The organism is Shewanella nanhaiensis, assembly GCF_019457885.1.
Taxonomy (GTDB): Bacteria; Pseudomonadota; Gammaproteobacteria; order Enterobacterales; family Shewanellaceae; genus Shewanella; species Shewanella nanhaiensis.
In genome coordinates this window covers 166,118-185,057 of record NZ_JAHZST010000009.1, presented here as the reverse complement: position 1 = coordinate 185,057, position 18,940 = coordinate 166,118, and the positions used below count along the sequence as shown (strand labels likewise).

Annotated in this window: 16 protein-coding genes; 6 read left to right on the top strand and 10 right to left on the bottom strand. The window is 43.1% G+C overall.

Going from position 1 to position 18,940, the window contains the following annotated elements; translation table 11 throughout:
• Positions 1-168: 168 nt before the first annotated feature.
• The 5 genes from crr to K0625_RS13880 all read right to left on the bottom strand — a co-directional run bounded on the left by crr (position 169) and on the right by K0625_RS13880 (position 4,955).
• Complete coding sequence (gene crr / locus K0625_RS13900) at positions 169-678, bottom strand: PTS glucose transporter subunit IIA (protein WP_220110242.1); 510 nt, start codon at positions 676-678, stop codon at positions 169-171.
• A 74-nt stretch (positions 679-752) separates the two neighbouring features.
• Positions 753-2,453 carry a phosphoenolpyruvate--protein phosphotransferase gene (gene ptsP / locus K0625_RS13895; protein ID WP_220110241.1) on the bottom strand — a complete coding sequence of 567 codons (1,701 nt, stop codon included), beginning with the start codon at positions 2,451-2,453 and terminating at the stop codon, positions 753-755.
• Positions 2,454-2,506: 53 nt separating this feature from the next.
• Positions 2,507-2,764 carry an HPr family phosphocarrier protein gene (locus tag K0625_RS13890; protein WP_012324818.1) on the bottom strand — a complete coding sequence of 86 codons (258 nt, stop codon included), beginning with the start codon at positions 2,762-2,764 and terminating at the stop codon, positions 2,507-2,509.
• Between the two features lie 30 nt (positions 2,765-2,794).
• A complete protein-coding gene (locus K0625_RS13885; protein ID WP_064791468.1) occupies positions 2,795-3,181 on the bottom strand; it encodes an ACT domain-containing protein in 387 nt (128 codons plus the stop codon).
• A gap of 136 nt (positions 3,182-3,317) precedes the next feature.
• On the bottom strand, positions 3,318-4,955 hold the full coding sequence (locus tag K0625_RS13880; protein WP_220110240.1) for a methyl-accepting chemotaxis protein: 1,638 nt from the start codon (positions 4,953-4,955) through the stop codon (positions 3,318-3,320).
• A 345-nt stretch (positions 4,956-5,300) separates the two neighbouring features.
• Between K0625_RS13880 and K0625_RS13875 the strand changes: the two genes are divergently transcribed.
• Entirely contained in the window at positions 5,301-6,005 is a 705-nt protein-coding gene (locus K0625_RS13875; RefSeq protein ID WP_220110239.1) for a DUF3334 family protein, read from the top strand.
• Between the two features lie 133 nt (positions 6,006-6,138).
• Positions 6,139-7,161, top strand: a complete 1,023-nt coding sequence (locus K0625_RS13870; RefSeq protein WP_220110238.1) for a LacI family DNA-binding transcriptional regulator — start codon at positions 6,139-6,141, stop codon at positions 7,159-7,161.
• A 20-nt stretch (positions 7,162-7,181) separates the two neighbouring features.
• Here the strand turns inward: K0625_RS13870 and K0625_RS13865 are convergent, their stop codons facing one another.
• Both K0625_RS13865 and fusA read right to left on the bottom strand, forming a co-directional pair.
• Positions 7,182-7,799, bottom strand: coding sequence for a 3'-5' exonuclease (locus tag K0625_RS13865; RefSeq protein ID WP_220110237.1), 618 nt, complete (start codon positions 7,797-7,799; stop codon positions 7,182-7,184).
• A 109-nt stretch (positions 7,800-7,908) separates the two neighbouring features.
• On the bottom strand, positions 7,909-9,993 hold the full coding sequence (fusA, locus tag K0625_RS13860) for an elongation factor G (protein ID WP_220110236.1): 2,085 nt from the start codon (positions 9,991-9,993) through the stop codon (positions 7,909-7,911).
• Between the two features lie 365 nt (positions 9,994-10,358).
• Here fusA and K0625_RS13855 point away from each other — a divergent pair, with 365 nt between their 5' ends.
• Both K0625_RS13855 and K0625_RS13850 read left to right on the top strand, forming a co-directional pair.
• Positions 10,359-11,501: a cupin domain-containing protein gene (locus K0625_RS13855; protein WP_220110268.1), complete on the top strand. Its 1,143-nt coding sequence runs from the start codon at positions 10,359-10,361 to the stop codon at positions 11,499-11,501.
• A 98-nt stretch (positions 11,502-11,599) separates the two neighbouring features.
• Positions 11,600-11,968, top strand: a complete 369-nt coding sequence (locus tag K0625_RS13850) for a hypothetical protein (protein ID WP_012324826.1) — start codon at positions 11,600-11,602, stop codon at positions 11,966-11,968.
• 106 nt (positions 11,969-12,074) lie between these two features.
• Here the strand turns inward: K0625_RS13850 and K0625_RS13845 are convergent, their stop codons facing one another.
• Together K0625_RS13845 and K0625_RS13840 are read right to left on the bottom strand one after the other, a co-directional pair.
• A complete protein-coding gene (locus K0625_RS13845) occupies positions 12,075-14,606 on the bottom strand; it encodes a glycoside hydrolase family 15 protein (RefSeq protein ID WP_220110235.1) in 2,532 nt (843 codons plus the stop codon).
• Between the two features lie 78 nt (positions 14,607-14,684).
• Positions 14,685-16,340: an MFS transporter gene (locus K0625_RS13840; protein ID WP_220110234.1), complete on the bottom strand. Its 1,656-nt coding sequence runs from the start codon at positions 16,338-16,340 to the stop codon at positions 14,685-14,687.
• Between the two features lie 318 nt (positions 16,341-16,658).
• Here K0625_RS13840 and K0625_RS13835 point away from each other — a divergent pair, with 318 nt between their 5' ends.
• Complete coding sequence (locus K0625_RS13835; RefSeq protein ID WP_232847095.1) at positions 16,659-16,997, top strand: hypothetical protein; 339 nt, start codon at positions 16,659-16,661, stop codon at positions 16,995-16,997.
• An 11-nt stretch (positions 16,998-17,008) separates the two neighbouring features.
• Here K0625_RS13835 and K0625_RS13830 read toward each other — a convergent pair whose 3' ends face one another.
• A complete protein-coding gene (locus tag K0625_RS13830; protein WP_220110233.1) occupies positions 17,009-18,295 on the bottom strand; it encodes an acetyl-CoA hydrolase/transferase family protein in 1,287 nt (428 codons plus the stop codon).
• Between the two features lie 256 nt (positions 18,296-18,551).
• Between K0625_RS13830 and K0625_RS13825 the strand changes: the two genes are divergently transcribed.
• On the top strand, positions 18,552-18,911 hold the full coding sequence (locus tag K0625_RS13825) for a RidA family protein (protein ID WP_220110232.1): 360 nt from the start codon (positions 18,552-18,554) through the stop codon (positions 18,909-18,911).
• The last annotated feature ends 29 nt before the right edge of the window (positions 18,912-18,940 follow it).

The window sequence follows — 18,940 nt, the reverse complement described above, 5'->3', positions numbered from 1 at the left end:
TTGACTGCGACTTGTTATTCTGATTGGTATTTATCCAATTAGTCGATTTTTATGGGGCATTGTGTCATTGCCCTTGGTTTCTCTCAAGATAAGTTGGCGATTAAGGATGAATAATATTCAGGAGAGAGTCTGTAAGGGCTGACAGTTTATAAAATATGCTGGAGCGGGTTAAAGATCGACGGTAAAAATCACATCTTTGCCCGCCTCAACATGACCGTGAGACTTATTTAGCGATCTCACATCCTCCATGTTGGCCAGTACTACAGGAGTCAGCAGGCTCTCTGCATGCTCTTTAAGGTAGCTGAGATCAAACTCGAGAATAGGATCACCTTTTTTGACCACTTGACCCTCTTCGGCAAGTCGATTAAAACCATTGCCTCTAAGCTCTACTGTGCCGACACCAAAGTGAACAAAGAGCTCTAACCCTTGGTGAGATTCGATACTAAATGCATGGTTAGTTTCAAATATTTTTCCGATAGTGCCATCTATTGGAGCGAAAATCTGACTACCTTTCGGATTAATCGCGATGCCGTCTCCGACTATTTTTTCGGCAAATACGACATCAGGTACCTTTTCAATCGCTAAGATCTCACCTGACACTGGGGCATAAATTTCAATGCCACCAACGGGATTGGTTTGTCCTGACATTAAACGTCTTATTCGGCTTAAAAATCCCATTTATCATCCCCTAGTAAACATATATTTTTCATTTTTATGATGTCACTCTTGCGTAGCATACTGAATTATTTGACTTAGGAACAGTGTGATACGTAATGATTTAACGCTTCTATACGTTGTAATTTGAGTGCTTCTACCCCCCATCTTTGATAAGTCGATAGATCGTGTTTAGAAAGTGCTGCTTTAAGCTCAAGTAGTGAGTTAACGTTGACGCTTAGTTCAGCAATTCCCATCCCGATTAATATGGGGGCAACATTAGGGTTACTGGCTAACTCTCCACATACAGATACTGGGATATTGTGTTTTTTAGATTCATCTAAGGTCATTTTGATTAATGTTAAAATCGCAGGTGACAGAGAGGGAAAAAGCTTAGTTAAGCGTGGATTTGTTCTGTCGGCCGCCATTGCATATTGAGTGAGATCATTCGTGCCGATACTGACAAACTGTAATCTTGGGAGCATAGAGGCAAGGTTCATCACCGCTGCTGGGGTCTCAACCACGATGCCGTAGCTAAGCTCACCAAAACCGCGCTCTTCATTGTCTAGCTCTTGTTGACACTCGCTTATGAGGTTAAAGAGTTGATCTAACTCTTCAACCTGATTGATCATGGGAAACATTAACCTGATGCTGCCATGGTTTGCTGCACGTAGTACCGCCTTCAACTGTGTTTTTAGCAGGTGTGGGTGCTGCAGAAAGTAACGAGTGCCGCGTACGCCTAAGGCTGGGTTATCCTCACTGGGTAAAGATAAGCAGGGAAGTTCTTTATCGGCGCCGATATCTAAGGTTCTTATGGTCAGGGTTTTACCATTAAGTAACTGAACTGCATCGCAATAGAGGCCATACTGCACATCTTCAGTTGGCATAGTGCTGACATTCATTAACATAAACTCGGTACGAAATAGCCCGACACCATCGGCGCCAACTTCACTTAGATGAGTGAAATCACTCAAACTACCCACGTTCGCCATCAGTTGGATCTGTTGATTATCTAGGGTCTGGGCTGGCAGCTTTTTAAATTTTTGCAGTTTCTGCTTATGGGCTAGATCATCGGCTTTTAGTTTCTTTAACGCTTTAAGCTCGGACTCTATGGGACTTATATGTAACTGGCCAGATAGGGCATCGAGAGCCAGTGCTTGATTGTTCTGTATGACATTGTCAAACTCACAACTAAGGAGAGCTGGGATCCCTGCGCTTCGCGCTAGAATAGCCGTATGACTGGTGAGTCCACCTGTTTTGAGCACGATACCGACAATGTTTTCTAGGGGAAGGAGCGCAAATTCAGCTGGAGTCAGGTCATTGGCTAATAAAATAGTGGGTTTAGTTAAGTTTTCAAGATCATGACTGATAGAGCCATGAATCGCACTGATTAACCGGTTACTCAGGCAGTGAACATCTTGGGCGCGATTCGCTAGGTACGGATCCTCCATCGCTTTTAGTAAGTTAACTTGCTGAGCAAACACACGCTCAACAGCGACACAGGCTGCAAACTGTTGCGCTTCAATGGTGTTAAGAAGTTGCTTGATGAGCTCCTCATCTTCAAGGAACATGATATCGGCTTCGATTAAGAGGTAATGTTCACTATCTGGCTCAAGCTTACCTAAGCCAACATTAAGATGTTGTACTAGCTGGTGTATGGCATCTTTAAGTTTGGCTTGTTCGGAAGGTATCTCATCAATCGGAAGCAGACGATAGTCTAGATCATTATCATGCTGCTTAAGTATTCTGGCATGGCCAAAGGCTATTCCTGATGAAACCACTATCCCCGGAGTAGACATACTTGCTTCCTATCGGTTGAATACTTAAACAATGTAATAAAAATTAGATGGTATTAGCTTAACGTGATTAAGAGCTCTGATACTTTTTCCACGGCTTGCTCAGCTTGTGGACCTTCAGCAAACACTTTCACGGTTATACCATGGTACAGGCCTAAGGTTTGTAATTTAAACAGACTTTTGGCGCTGGCTTGTTTACCGTTACATTCAACTAAGACATCACAATCATAGGTCTTTGCTTCTTTTACCAGCAGCGCAGCAGGGCGAGTGTGAATGCCATGTTTCGCTGTGATAGTGACAGATTTTTCATACATAAAATAAACTCAATTGGGAGTATGGCGCAATCAATATTCGGTGATCTGAAATTGCTTCTTTTTCAGTGCACTGACAGCTTCATTAAGCTTGTCTTTTTTCACGAGAATATAATCAGTGTCGAAGGTTGAGATCGCAAAGATGCTGATACCTGCTCCAGCTAATGCGCCTGACACACTCGATAGGATACCAGTCATTGAGAATCCAAGGGGACCGACAACTTCTAAGCAGCGCCAGTTGCTCTCCTCTTCGAGACTTTCAAGCTTGAGCTCTGCTGGGACCACAACAGAGAGTTCATCTTTGGTCTTACCAACAAAAAACATCTCTTGAGTAAATACGGCAGGGGGGATCTTAGCATCAGGGCTAAAGCTGTGGATGCTATAAAGTTGAGAATGAACGGCAAGAGTCATTCTTGACATGGTTATAATTTACCTAATGTAGTTTTAAATTCATATTCCAGCATATTAACATAAATCCTATCACTAAAAAGGGAGCAATTAGCCCCCTTAGTTTATACCAAAACTCAGTGTAATGAATGAGTTTTCTCCATAATGGCTAAACTTTAAATTGAGCTAAAGTCTTGGCTGTGTCCTCACTTAGATCTTGTAAAGAGATAGCCGCAGACTTATTGCTCTCATTGGCCTTAACGCTGACCTCTGTTAGCTCTGTAATACTACAAACATTTCGATTTATCTCCTCTGTGACCAATGATTGCTCCTCAGTGGCACTGGCAAGTTGGGTGTTCATATCACTGATATGGGCAATTAAATCTAAAATGTCATCGAGTGAGTTACCCACCTCTTTTGTTTGGTTTTGAAGTTGTATAGATCTGCTCTGTGTATCTGAGTTACTGGTCATTACCGAGGCGACACCCGATTGGATATCTGAGATGATTTTTTGGATCTCATTAGTCGACTCCTGTGTTCGAGTGGCTAATGCACGGACCTCATCGGCAACCACGGCAAAACCGCGTCCATGGGTGCCAGCTCTTGCCGCTTCAATTGCAGCATTAAGTGCGAGCAGGTTAGTTTGCTCTGCAATACCGCGTATGACATCTAAAATACTGCCAATCTGATCAGATGATTGTCCAAGATTGTGGGTGATAGTTTCAGAATTTTTGAGTTCATCGACTAATTTTTCTGTATGGATTAACGTTTGATCCATCATCGATTTACTCTGTTGAGCCTGGGTTTGCACTCCATTGGCTGCATCGGCTGCTTGCTGAGTATTGTTTGCCATCTCATGAGTTGTAGACAGCATCTCATTGATGGCTGTTGCTACGCTGCTTGTCTCTTGATGCAAGTGATCTACGCAGGCATTTGATTCCTCAACAGCGGTGAGGAGTCGGTTGGCGTCTTGATTTAAACTGTTACCTAATGGTTTGAGGTGGCCGACCATAAGGTTAATTTTTTCCACAAAGAGGTTAAAAGCGATGGCCAGATCGACCACTTCATCTTTGCCTATTGTGGGTAAGCGTTTAGTGAGATCACCTTCACCTTTGGCAATATCTTCCATAGCTGCAATTGCTTCTTTCAGTGGAACGCTGATGGAGTGGTTAAGTATGAGGAAGAAAGCAAAGATGGGCGCCGATATCAGTACCATGATAACGAGGTAATTAAGTACAACCTCATAGGTTGCTTCATCAATATCGCTCATGTAGGAGCCAGTCACTAAGGTCCAGTCCCATGCTGGATAGTATCTTGCTTCTACTAATTTTTCCTCAATTGCTCTGGTCTGAGGGTTAACAATGGAAAACCTCTGTTTTGATACCGTCGCTGTTTTCGCTTCGCCAACCATGTCTGCAAGGGAGATCTGGCTGTTTTGAGAATGGATTTTATTAGCCTGTTGGCCAATGAGGTTAGGGGAGATGCCATGGGAGATGATACTGCTGTTTTCATCGATAAGGATAAAGTAACCATCTTCACCGAAGCCAATTTCATTAACGAGTTGAGCAGCTTCAGCCTTTGCATCTTTAAGTGTTATCTTTCCCTGTGATACCTGCTTTCGGTGAGCGTCAATAATACTCATAACTGTGACTAGCTGGGCGTCATTTTGAACCCATTTTTGCTTTATCAAATTATTACGTTGCTCATTGATGGAAAAGCTGGCGAAACAGAGCGTACCGATTGCAGCAAGAACAAGCATTAAGATCAATCGTTGAAGTATGGTGAAGCGACGTAATAAAGCTATCATAGGTCTCCCAGAAGATAAGGGTGAAAATGAGTCTAAATATACGCTGACAAGGAAGCTAATTGAATGATTTTACGCTGTTTTAGCAAGTCTATGAGTAAAAGCTAGATCTACCTCACTCTATGTAGAATTAATCGCAATATTTACTAAAGTTTTGTTCTATGTTGCTAGGTATTCAACTTGAGGTGTTAGCTTGTGATTATTTTGGTTGTTAATTTAATGTATTTTCAACACCTTACGTGATCTTTATGTTTTTTTGTTATAATAATGGTTGAAAATACTGCTTTCGCTTTGATTTATTTCACTATTACGCGCAGAATTAACTATTATCTCTTTTCGGTTTTGACCATGAATAAAACATCTAAAATAGTTAAGTCAGACGATATTTTATTGAAATTGTGCGGATCAGTGGCCAATGTCTTATCCCAAACCACCGACAGTCAGGTTTCCCATGCAGCCATGGTGCAGAGTATTACTCGCACCTGCTTGAAGCCGGATTTGGGCTGTTTTTCAATCTTTGATGGTGGTTTCTCTGGTTTAGTTGTGATCAACTTTTCAGCAGATGCTGCACTTGAGGTGTACCGCGGTTACATGACCCATATGGGCATGCCTGAAACTGAATTTGCGATCTCTCATACCTCAGATGAGGTTGGTGATGTGATGGGTGAGCTGATGAACCAAATTTTGGGGGACTTTATCAGTAAGGTCAGTAAGCAGCTGCAGACCTCAATTAATCAAAGCCAACCAAAAATGTTAACCATTAACAAGCAATTGACCATCTCTGTCGATACTAACCTTGATGATGCCGTCGCGCGTAGAGTGTCATTTCGAACGCAGAATAATCATATCTTCTACCTTGAATTTGCAATGGATAAAACTGAATTTATTCAACTTGATGAGTTTGATGAAGAGGGAGAGTTCGACCCTGATGATCTACTTGCTGAGCATAGTAATAAAGAGGAGAAAGAGCCTGTATCTCCTTGGGCTAAAGCGGCGAGTAAGGAGAGTGCGACGGATGAAGCCGACGATCTCCTCAATGAGCTTGGGATTTAATTTAGTTGGTAATATGATTAACGCTTAATGCTTGATTAACGACGCCTTGTGCGTCGTTTTTTTATGGGAAGAACTGGCATTAAGCATGAGTTATGGCATTATCTAATGATAACAATAATTACAGGGTGGCTGTATGGCATCTAAAGCTACATCGATAGATATCGCCTATCGTGCTGGGGTTTCTCAATCTACTGTTTCCAGAGCATTAAGAAATAGCCCTTTAGTCAATTTAGAGACACGACAGAAGATCCATGAGATAGCCAAAGAGCTCAACTACAAGGTGGATAAAAACGCCAGTAATTTGAGAACACAAAATAGCCTGACTCTTGCCCTGCTTTTATGTGAAGACCCAACCAATGATGATTCACTGATTAATCCTTTTTTTCTCTCCATGTTGGGATCGATCACCCGAGCAACAGCCCAGCAAGGTTATGATCTATTAGTTTCTTTTCAGCAGTTAAGTAGTGATTGGCATGGGGATTATGAGGACAGTAATAAGGCCGATGGCATCATTTTATTGGGTTATGGGGATTACCTTGATTACGAAAGTAAACTAGAGAAACTGCTCTTACAAAATACTCACTTTGTGATCTGGGGGGCTGAGCATAACAATAATGCTGTGTTATCTATCGGCTGTGACAATGTCCAAGGTGGCATGATAGCCACAGAGCACCTAATAGAGCAGGGGCGAAAAGAGTTTGCCTTTTTAGGTGGGGCATCGAGCCACTGTCCTGAGTTCCGTGATCGTTATTTAGGCCACAGTAAAGCGATTAAACAAGCAGGGTTACCTCACAGTAAGAAGCGGCAATTTAGTGCGATCAGCACCGAAGAGTCGGGCTTTGATGCGACCAAACAGCTGCTTGTTTCAGGGCAAAGCTTCGATGCTATCTTTGCAGCGAGTGACCTTATCGCTATCGGGGCGATTCGCGCCTTGAATGAGCGGGGTTTACGGGTGCCTGAGGATATTGCTGTTGTGGGCTATGATGATATTCCAGTGGCGAGTTTTGCCAATCCACCTCTGACAACCGTTAAGCAAAATACCCAACTAGCGGGTGAGATTTTGGTTGAGAGTTTGCTTAAGCTAATTAAGGGGGAGGAGGTTAGTGGGCAGTTGATCCCAACATCTCTGGTTATCAGAGGCTCCTCATCCATCTAATTGGCGGCAATCTTTAGATATTATTGTGTACTTAAAAAAGCATTCACACTTGATTTAGGTTTTCTTGCTATCTTTTGCATCAGCTTAAAGCTAGGAGTGGTCATAGAGTAGCGAGCTTGAATATCTTCAATCATTGTCAGCCAAAGTTTTGCCGTCATCTCTGAGTCGGCTAATGCGCGGTGAAATACACCATCGTTTTCAATCTGCCGAAATGCGACTAATCCACCGAGTTTATGATTTGGTGCTTCTTGATAGATGCGTCTAGCAATTAACATTGAGCAGGCAAATTCCCCCGTGTAGTGACGGTTTATTAAGCTGAGTTCAGCATCGAGAAAACGTTGATCGAATGATGCATTGTGGGCGACAAGATTACTGCCATGAATAAAATCAGCGAAACGATCCATCACGACTTCACATGGCGCAGCGGTGCTTAGCATCTGATTGGTTATCCCTGTGTAACTTTCAATAAAGCTGGAGATCCGAAATCCTGGATTCATTAACGCTTGAAACGTATCGACAACCACGCCATCTTCTAATTTTACAGCACCAATTTCAATGGCACGATCTCCTTGATTAGGGGAGAGACCCGTAGTTTCGAAATCGAGCACAATAACGGAGTTAGATGCTGGGTTTAGCATATTTTGACCTTAGTTCATTCACTATATGTTTGACAGAGTTGGGTGGATTTAAGACAAAAAAGCCCGCGAGGTAAGTCGCGGGCTTTTTAAGGAAACTTAAAAAGTAATATTACTTCTTAGCGTTTCTCTCTTTAACTTCAGCGATAACTTTCTCAGAAACACTGTTTGGACATGGTGAGTAGTGAGCAAATTCCATAGAGAATTGACCACGACCAGATGTCATAGTACGTAGTGAACCGATGTAACCGAACATTTCTGATAACGGTACGTCAGCTTTAATACGAACACCTGTAACACCAGCGTTCTGATCTTTGATCATACCGCGACGACGGTTAAGGTCACCAATTACGTCACCAACGTTGTCTTCTGGGCTGAATACGTCAACGTTCATGATTGGCTCAAGAAGTTGTGCACCGGCTTTTGGCATTGATTGACGGAAAGCACCTTTAGCAGCGATTTCGAACGCGATAGCTGACGAGTCAACTGCGTGGAAAGCACCATCCATAAGCTCAAGCTCAACGTCAAGTACTGGGAATCCAGCAACAGTACCTGTGTTCATCATGCTTGCGAAGCCTTTCTCAACTGCTGGCCAGAACTCCTTAGGAACGTTACCACCAACAACAGAAGATTTGAAAGTGAAGCCTGAGTTTTGCTCACCTGGACGGATAACATAGTCGATCTTACCGAACTGACCAGAACCACCAGACTGCTTCTTGTGTGTGTAGCTATCTTCAGTTACCTGAGTGATAGTTTCACGGTAAGCAACTTGTGGCTCACCAACAATTAGGTCAACGCCGTAAGTACGCTTAAGGATATCTACCTTAATGTCTAGGTGAAGTTCGCCCATACCTTTAAGGATAGTTTCACCTGAATCTTCGTCAGTCTCAACGCGGAATGATGGATCTTCTGCGATCATCTTACCGATAGCGATACCCATCTTCTCGCTGCCGCCTTTATCTTTTGGCGCTACTGCGATAGAGATTACTGGCTCAGGGAATACCATTGCTTCAAGAGTACAAGGGTGCTTAACATCACATAGAGTGTGACCAGTTTGCACGTTCTTCATACCAACGATAGCGATGATGTCACCAGCTTGTGCGTAATCAAGTTCGTTACGCTCATCAGCTTGCATCTCAACCATACGACCAACACGCTCAGTTTTACCTGTGAACGAGTTAAGGATGGTGTCACCTTTGTTGATCTTACCTGAGTAGATACGTACGAAGGTAAGTGCACCAAAACGGTCATCCATGATTTTGAATGCTAGTGCTTTTAATGGCTCGTCGATAGAAACTAGAGCGAATTCGCCAGTTTCGTTACCTTCTTCATCAGTAAGAGGCTGTGGATCAACTTCAACTGGATCTGGTAGGTAATCAACAACAGCGTCAAGAAGAAGCTGCATACCTTTGTTCTTGAAAGCAGAACCACAGTAAGTTGGGAAGAAGGTCATGTCACGAGTACCAGCACGGATACAACGCTTAATGTCTTCCATAGATGGCTCTTCGCCTTCCATGTAAGATTCCATTAGATCGTCGTCCATTTCAACTGCAGACTCGATTAGCATTTCACGGTATTCTTCAACTTGGTCAACCATGTCAGCTGGGATATCTTCGATCTTGTAATTTTCAGCTTCACCAGTGTCATCCCAAACCCATGCTTTACGAGTAAGTAGGTCAACAACACCTGTAAATTCGTCTTCGATACCGATAGGAAGAACCATAACTAGTGGGTTAGCCGCTAGTACATCTTGTGTTTGCTTAACAACACGTAGGAAGTCAGCACCCATACGGTCTAACTTGTTTACGAAGATGATACGAGCAACTTCTGATTCGTTCGCATAGCGCCAGTTAGTTTCTGACTGTGGCTCAACACCGCCACTACCACAGAATACACCGATGCCGCCATCAAGAACTTTAAGAGAACGGTATACTTCAACTGTGAAGTCAACGTGGCCTGGGGTGTCGATAACGTTAAAACGGTGGTCTTTCCAGAAGCAACTTACAGCAGCAGACTGAATGGTAATACCACGCTCAGCTTCCTGTTCCATGAAGTCAGTTGTAGATTCACCATCATGAACTTCACCTATCTTATGGATCTTACCGGTTAGCTTAAGAATACGCTCTGTTGTGGTGGTCTTACCCGCGTCAACGTGAGCAAAGATACCAATGTTTCTGTACTTTGATAAATCAGTCATTTTTCTACTCTATTGGAGTTACGTTCTAAAATTCGGGGGGAAGTATATCAATACTTTTGAAATTGTTTTATAGATTTTTATTAAAATCCTGCATTTTCGGTTAAATAACCGAAGGGAAAGTCTATATTCTGTTTCGTTAAATGTTCTGTAACCCTTGCTATTTCTAGTTTTCAGGCTAATCAGATAGAAAGCACCAGTGTTCTTTTCTACTTATATCATTTTTCCCAAATGTGACTTCACAACAGTACTATTTCTTCTTTCATCGACTCTTATAGGGAGCTGCATCACTTTTTTATGATCTCATCGAGCGTTTTAGCATTGGTTTGTTGCTAGCATCGCCGAAATTTTTTATCGGTAGAACCATGATGCAACTTGAACTCGGTGAGTTAACCCCTGAACAATTCTTGAAAGAGTATTGGCAAAAAAAACCGTTAGTTATCCGAAAAGGTTTCTCTAACTTCAGAGACTTACTCTCACCCGAAGAGATGGCTGGTTTAGCTTGTGATGAGATGGTTGAGTCTCGCCGTATCTACAAAGAGCAGGGGGAGTGGCAAGCTGAATTTGGCCCATTCGATAGCTATGAGCATCTTGGAGAGTCAGATTGGACCTTGGTGGTTCAAGCGTTGAACAACTGGGTTCCTGATGCTGAACAATTGATCCAGTGCTTTGATTTCATTCCTCGCTGGCGTTTTGATGATGTAATGGTGAGCTATGCGACACCTGGCGGAGGCGTAGGGCCGCATATTGATCTCTATGATGTGTTTATTTGTCAAGGGTCTGGTCGTCGTCGATGGCGTGTGGGTGATAGAGGGGATCATAGAGAGTTTGCCGCTCACCCAGCTCTGCTTCATACAGAAGCATTTGAGCCTATTATTGATGTTGAATTGCTACCTGGGGATATCTTGTATCTACCGCCTGGCTACCCTCATGATGGGGTGACGCTTGAAGAGTCAATGAGCTTCTCTGTTGGTTATCGTACTGCTTCGGCAAAAGATATGGTAAGTGCACTGGCTGACCATCTTATTGATAATGAACTGGGTTGTGAACAGATTGAAGATCCAGACAGAACAATCAGTTTGCAAAGTGGACGCGTGGATGAAAGCGACTTAGCAAGAATTAAGGCGCAGCTGTTGGCCAAATTAGATGATAGGTTACTAAGTGAGTTCTCGGGGCGATACCTTACCGCGTCTAAGTGTGAGTTAGATCTGCCTGAGCAGAGTTTAGGCTTTCATGCAACAGATATTCTGGAGATGTTAAAGGCGCAGACACTTATACGCCTCGGCGGCTTGCGGGTGCTTTACTTCGATGCTTCTGTTAAACAAGGTCTGTTTTACATTAATGGTGAGGAGTATCAGTTATCATCAGCGCTCAGCGACGCTATTCCAATTTTATGTGATCAGCAGCAATTGAGTTATACATGTATAGCTCCTTGGCTAGATAACCGTGAGTTTATCGAGCAACTGACTCTGTGGGTCAACGCGGGTTTCTGGTATTTTGAAGAGGATTAATACTCTTTTAACGGATTGATTAAATGGAGCCTTATGGCTCCATTTTTGTTACTCTCGAGCGAAAATATAATGTAAGCGATTAAATTAGGAGCATTATCGTGGCGATTGAACATAGCGAGTTGATGGCAGAATTAGCCTCTTTAGATTGTCGTACGAACTTTACCATTAAGAAGATCACCGAATATATGCTGCCTAAGCTCAAAGAGCCTATCTATCTTCATGGGGCAGATAAAGATTGCCAGCTGGTGATTAGACCCGCCTATGAGGTGTTTCTTGCAGATCTTGCTGAACTTGAGGGAGTCACATACAAAGAGGGATATTTTCATAACAATGAGATGACACGTTTTCCTAAGCGCGTTCAGAAGAGTTTAAACGGTATTCACTATGGACTTGGGTTTAAATTTACTGATCGTGAGGCTGTAAAACGCTTTATTCATCGCCTTATCACTATCATCAATGGTGGTTAACATTTTTGTGTTGATTTGATTGGTTGTTCAAAGAGAGAAGCCAGTCGATTGACTGGCTTCTGGTTCGTGACTTTCCTATCGATTACACTGTCGATAATGACTCTGATTATTCATTTAATGCTTTTGAGACAAGCTCATAGTGATCCCATACCTGTTTATCTGTCATCGAGCGAACTAACTTGATGTACTCAGCATGTGTCCACGCCAATGGGGTGGCTGAGTTTGTTCCCTGCCCAAGTTGATATTGGTATCGAGTGGCATGACCTACGCCATCCCAAGCTTGCTCTGGTAGCATCAATCCATCATTTGCGAATGCTTCCATTCCCTGAACATAGGTATTAATCAGCTCACTTTGTTTCTCTTTCGTTAACTGACCTGATTGGATAGCTTTGGCTAGCTCATAATGCCCTCGTTCACCAGTAAAGAATGGCCAAACTCGACCACGTTGCCCTAGGCTATTACTGCCTTTTTCGGCATAGTTGTCTCCAGTTTGAGTATCCTCACCATAACCGTCATTACCGTAACGTCTAAAGCCTGGAAATTGGGTGCCATCTTTAGCAGTAAAGAGATATTTAACTCTGAGCTGATCTTCTAGTTGAGTGTTATCGATTAATGCAAGCGTTTGTTCAATCACAGGATCTTGTGCTGGACGAACACCGTAACGAACGAGTTCTAAGAAACCACCGTCGAGCACGAGTCGCTGATCTAGCCCCGGGCGCCCATTATTATCACCCAGTCGATCATCTGTGTTGGGGGTGCCATTTGGAGCAAGTCTAAGGTAGTAAGGGGCGGGGGCTTGTTCGCCAGTCAAGGGCACTGGTGAGGTAGCACTGAGCAAACCATTATCTGTGATAAGGAGCTTGCTGAGCTCGCTATTCATGGTTTTCGCTGTGATTAAGTAACGCTCTGCACCTTGGCTATCGTCTGCTACTTTAGCTATTTCACTGGCCGCAATTAAGCCAGAGATCACAGCAGCAGAGGTTGAGGGGGAGTAACCAAGCTGCTCCTCCCAACGTTCCTGTTGTGTTTTGAGCGGCGTGATCTCTGAGTGGTTCCAGCCTAAATTAACCTCGCCACCAGTGACTAAAAACTCAGCCGCTGGTTTTAGCATCTGGGTGTACCAATGAGTGATGTCACTGTCAGTAAGTACATCTGCTTGCCACAATTTCCAAGCTAGCATGATGGGCATAGCAGTTTGATCCAGCTGAACGGCGACCCACTCTATTTCACCGTCAACGTGGGTTTTTTGTAAAAACCAACCTGGAGTGCCACTAAAACCGGGGGTGTCTTTGGTGGCTTGTACTTTTTTTAGATATTCAAAGGCAACTTTAGCGGTTTGTGTATCGCCCATGGCCAGAAATGCCATGGCGCACTGATAGAAATCTCTGGGCCAGACGGCTTTATAACCTGTGCTGGCTTTTGTTGCTGGTATCGTGTCTCCCCAAGGGTTGGACAGAGAAGCGATAAGGGCGCCAGGATGAGTTTTATCCTCTTGAGCCTTGAGAACAAGCGCGCTGGCATACAGCAATTTGCCATTGTCTGTGGTATTGGCAGACATTTGTGAAAGCTCAGTTAGGGAAGCTAGATAATCTTGCCAACCTAGGGCGTCTCCCTTTCCATTGTATGCATCGAGTACAGTATTATAACCGTCTGCTAATGTTGCATCAGCATTGGCTAGACTCTCTGTTTTACTTCGACCAAAGCCAAGGGCAAGATTGAAATCAAGACTGTTGTCCAGTGTATCTGTGCTTCTTTGTGGTGTTGGAAGTTGAGCTGTCAATGCCACATTGCCTAAGGTTTGAGAGGACAGCTTCTCACTATTTACCTCTTCGCTAGTAGAGGTAAACTGCCAATCCATCTTGCCGTCTTTAAGGTCGGTGAGCCCATCTGATCTGCCAACAAATCCAGCGCTGGCTTTGGTGAAAACAAGATCCGATCTTAAGGTCAACACACTAGATTGACTCGCCCCCGTGTATGCTTGAAGTTTTTGTTTATTTGGCTCATTTATCACTTTGGCAATGTCATTGGCACCACTATTGTCGATGTGAGGATTGAGATATAGATAGGGAGTAATGCCATCTTCAAAAGCGGTAAAAATGACCCGCATCATTAAACTGTCACGGTTAGGATCGGTAAAAATATGTTTCTCTATTTGATATTTACCTTCAATATCTCTATTGACTATTTTATAGGCCAAAGAGAGAGGACGTCCCATTTTGTCTTTATGCAGATAATCTATTGTACTGGTGGTGTTATCTTTTTCTGTATCGACAAAACCTTCGCCTGTGATGATGAACTGCATCTCTTTAAGCTGGGCATTGTGGATCAACCCATACATGGTTTCTGTTAACACACCTTGTGCAATGGAAAACCAGACTCGGCTATTAGGGCTCTTTCCAAGTTCCTCTTCATCGTAAGCTTGGTAAGAGGTGCCTATGCCCGTTTTACCCGCAAAAGCCCAAGTCGGCTCGTTACCAGGGGCTCCGGTTGCTATGTTACTGGCAATTGGCTTAGCAGGTTCAATAACTGACTCGGTTTGCGTTGATGATGGTGAACATGCTGATAGGAGACCAGTTACAGCTATGGTGAGTATCGTTTTGCTGAATTGGACTGGTAAGTTGTGCTGTCTGAAAATCATCTTGTTGAAACTCCAATTGTTCTTATTTTAGGTCGGTACTGGATTTTGATTGATAGAGTATGAGCTTTTGCTTAGCCGTTATTTAACCGTTATCTCAGTGGCAGGTGTTTTGACAAACAAGACACTCACTCCTGCGATCATCATTAAACTGCCAGCAATAATGAGGGCGAAAATAGGTTGCCCCTCAAATACGAGATTAAGAATAACGCCGAGTACGCTGGCTGCGAGCAGTTGAGGTATCACAATAAAGAAGTTAAAAATGCCCATATATACTCCCATTTTTCCTGCTGGAAGCATATTTGACAGCAGAGCATAGGGGATTGAGAGTATGGATGCCCATGCTATTCCGACGCCAATCATAGGCAGCCAAAGCAAGTTTGGATCTTTGATAAAATAGAAGCTTATCAGGCCAAAGCCACCACAAAAAAGGTTGAGCATATGGGCTTTTTTTAAGCCTAACGCAATCACTAGAAAAGGGATTAAGATGGCGGCTAATGCTGAGAAACCATTATAGGAAGCAAATAAAATACCTACCCAATCAGCGCCGTCATTATAGGCTTTTGAGAGTACATCTTGAGTGTCATAATGATAATCAGTGACGGCTGCTGTGGTGTAGATCCACATGGAAAATAGAGCAAACCAAGAGAAGAATTGAACAAGAGCCAGCTGGTGCATCGCTTTTGGCATGTTGAATAGATCATCTACCAGACTAAATACCATACCTAGTTGAGCACGTGTCTGCTTCTTGTCTTGTTGATTATTTAATTGGTTGTTCTGCTGGCTAAGTCGTTTTAGCTTTACGGCGCAGTAGAGCTGAAGTGGACCAAAAGAGAATACTCCTAAGCTTAAAATCAGCAGTTGTTTATCAAGCGCTTGTATCCAAATAATCAGGGTGAGGATAAGTCCTGTTGCGGTCCATATTATGGATGCAAAGCGATAGTGCTGCTCGGTACGTGTATGAGGTTTATCTGTTTTGAGACTTTCACTACTGTATTGCTCAAATGCCTTAAGCTCCTCTGGAGAGTACTCCTTTGTTGAGATAACCGTCCATAGCACCGCAATAAACAATACGGCCCCGCCAAAATAGAAGGCATAGCGGACTGAGTCTGCAATCTCGCCAGCAGGCGCAGTGTTGGGCACATCAAAGAGATTAGTCAGTATATAGGGGAGTGCAGAGGCAATGACTGCGCCGACACCGATAAAGAAACTCTGCATGGCAAAGCCTAAAGTACGCTGACGGTTAGGCAGATTATCTCCAACAAAGGCTCTGAAGGGCTCCATGGCAATATTGATAGAGGCATCCATGATCCACAGCATACCTGCTGCAATCCACAGAGTGGGGGAGTGCGGCATGATGACGATGGCAAGAGTAGTTAATACGGCTCCAATAAGGAAATAGGGTCGACGTCTACCTAGCTTTCCCCAAGTATTGTCACTCATGTAGCCGATAATTGGCTGAACTAATAGGCCTGTTAGTGGCGCCGCGATCCACAAAATAGGGATCTCGTCGATCGACGCACCTAATGTTTGAAAAATGCGGCTCACATTGGCGTTTTGAAGGGCAAAGCCAAATTGGATCCCAAGGAAACCAAAGCACATATTGAAGATTTGCCAGAAACTAAGTTCAGGTTTTTGCCTATTAGCTAGGTTACTTCCGTTAGATTGCAGAGTCTTTATCTGCTCATGTTGCTCTGACTGTTGAGCCGTATTGGCAAGGCTTGAGTTTTCTGACATCCATTTTTTCTCTTATAGTTTTTATGCTAAATAGGGTCATGTTTATCTAAATTAGGAGAAATAGAGCCGGCTCTTTAAAGTTAAGCTTATCTAACTGATGAGCACTCTCCTAAATACACTCGTCACCTAAACTTATTGGCAATCTAAATGTGTTTGCTGCATTAGCACTCTATATTTTTAAGCAAACAATGAAGTGTCATTTATTTAACCTTGGCCTTGATATTGATACAACTTGTTGCATACGTATTCATGATTTTCCGTTAACCCCTAGGTATCACTGTGATAACCTTGCATAAGGGGTAACCTTAGGGAGAGGCTTTGAAAAATAACAGTTTATTGCTTTTGCTGCCCTTGATTATGTTGTCGGCATGTAACTTGGCTAATCATGGCACATTCACCACGCAGACATTTAAGAGCAGTGATGAACCACTAGTCCATTTAGGTCTGGTTTCGGGGGAGAGTTGCCAAACATCCGTGTTGTATTTTATTCCTTATGAAAATTCAGCATCAACCCATTTTGCTATTGATGATGCAAAGGGGAAGATAGAGGGAACGGTTATTTTGACCGACATTGCAATTGACGATGAGTATAGATTTGAGCTTGGTTATTCGGTGCAATGTATTAAGGTTACTGCGACGGCATATGGTGTGAAATAAATACATAGCTTCTAAACATCTAATTTCCACAGCTCCTTAGTGTCTATGTAAAGCTGTTCTCTGAATTTTGGGTGTGCAATCTCAATCAAGGCCTTCGCTCTTTCAAGTAAAGAGCGCCCACGAAGGTTAGCAATACCAAATTCAGTGACAATGTAGTGCACATGCGCTCTTGTTGTCACAACCCCTGCACCTGGTGAAAGGAGTGTGGTGATCCTAGATACTTTACCGTCTTCAGCTGTGCTGGGCAGCGCAATAACTGAGCGGCCACCTTCAGATAAACCCGCACCACGTATAAAGTCCATTTGTCCACCGACTCCTGAATAGATCTTAGTACCAAGAGAGTCCGCACAAACCTGTCCTGAAATATCAATTTGAAGTGCTGAGTTAATTGCCATGACATTGGGGTTTTTACGTATGACCGCGGTATCGTTTACCTGTTCTATATCCATGAAGATAACAGCAGGGTTATCATCGACAAAATCATATAGAGCTTGGGTTCCTAAGGCAAAACCTGTGACAATTTTCCCTGGGTAAATTTTTTTCTTACTATTATTAATGACTCCTTTTTTTACCAGCTCCAATACCCCATCTGAGAAGAGTTCGGTATGCACTCCTAAGTTTTTATGGCTGCCTAAACATGCCAGTACAGCATCAGGAATTGCACCGATCCCCATCTGTAAACAATCTCCATCCCTGACTAGCTTGGCAACGTTCTTTCCAATTGTCATGCTGATCTCATCACTTGTTGCAAAAGAGTGTAGAGGTAGAGGAGAGCTTGATTCAAAGACTGCAGAGAACTGCTCGTAATGAATAAATCCATCACCATGGGTTCGGGGCATTAAGGGGTTGATGTGAGCGATAATCTTTTTGGCGACCTGACAAGCGGCTAAACTGGCTTCAACTGAGATCCCCAGTGAGCAGAGCCCATGTTTGTCGGGGGGAGATACTTGTATCAAGGCTGTATCAATTTTCTGTTCGCCAGAGCGAAATAGCTTGGGCACTTCTGAGAGAAAGATGGGGACATAATCAGCATCTCCATGTTGAAGTTGCTGACGAGTGGGCGAACCTCCAAAGTAACATCTATGCCTAAGGTGGCCTTTAAGGTTACTGTTACTGAGTGATTCAGCGCCCTCGGTATGCAGTTGTAGCAGGGATAACCCCTGACGGTTTAGTGCATGCTTAGCTAAAGCATCAAGTAAAACCTTAGGTGTTGCTCCCATTGAGTGAGTCCAGAGTGTTTCATTATTTTGGATCAATGAAACGGCTTCGAGTGCACTGTTACAAACTATAGGAGCCATAAAAAATACCGTTAGATTAAGTTGTTAGCATTGTACGGTAAGATTAGGATTGGTAAAAATATATTGGTAATTCAACTTTGAACTAAGTGTAAAGTTTGTGTGCTTGAATATCGTGAAATGATATCTGAGTATGCTGGCATAGCTAAAAACCTTGGCTTAATTCACAGAAATGGTAAATCTTGCCAGCTTCGCAGATCTTTCGCTTTTCACATTCAGGAATGCTTGTATTATCCCCTTTTATTTTTGAGATAGATAAATGGATATTCAACGTTTAAACCCAACCCCACGTTGGTCAGATGCCACAGTATTTAATAACATGGCGCACTTTGTTGAGATTGCCAACGATACAAGTGCGAATATTAGAGAGCAGGTTAAACAGATATTTGCTCAAGCTGAATTGACCCTATCCCAAGTCAATAGTCATAAGTCGCGTATTTTATCGGCTACTATTTATGTCACTGACTTTTCTCATATGCAGCAGCTTAATGAGGAGTGGGAGGCTTGGTTCCCCCAAGGTTGTGCACCGAGTAGGGCTTGCGTAAAAGTTGAGTTGGCGGATCCAAGTTACTTGGTTGAAATTAGTTTTGTCGCAGCAGTAATCACTGCACAAGACTAAGTTAACCTGAACTTAAGCTGACAAAAAGT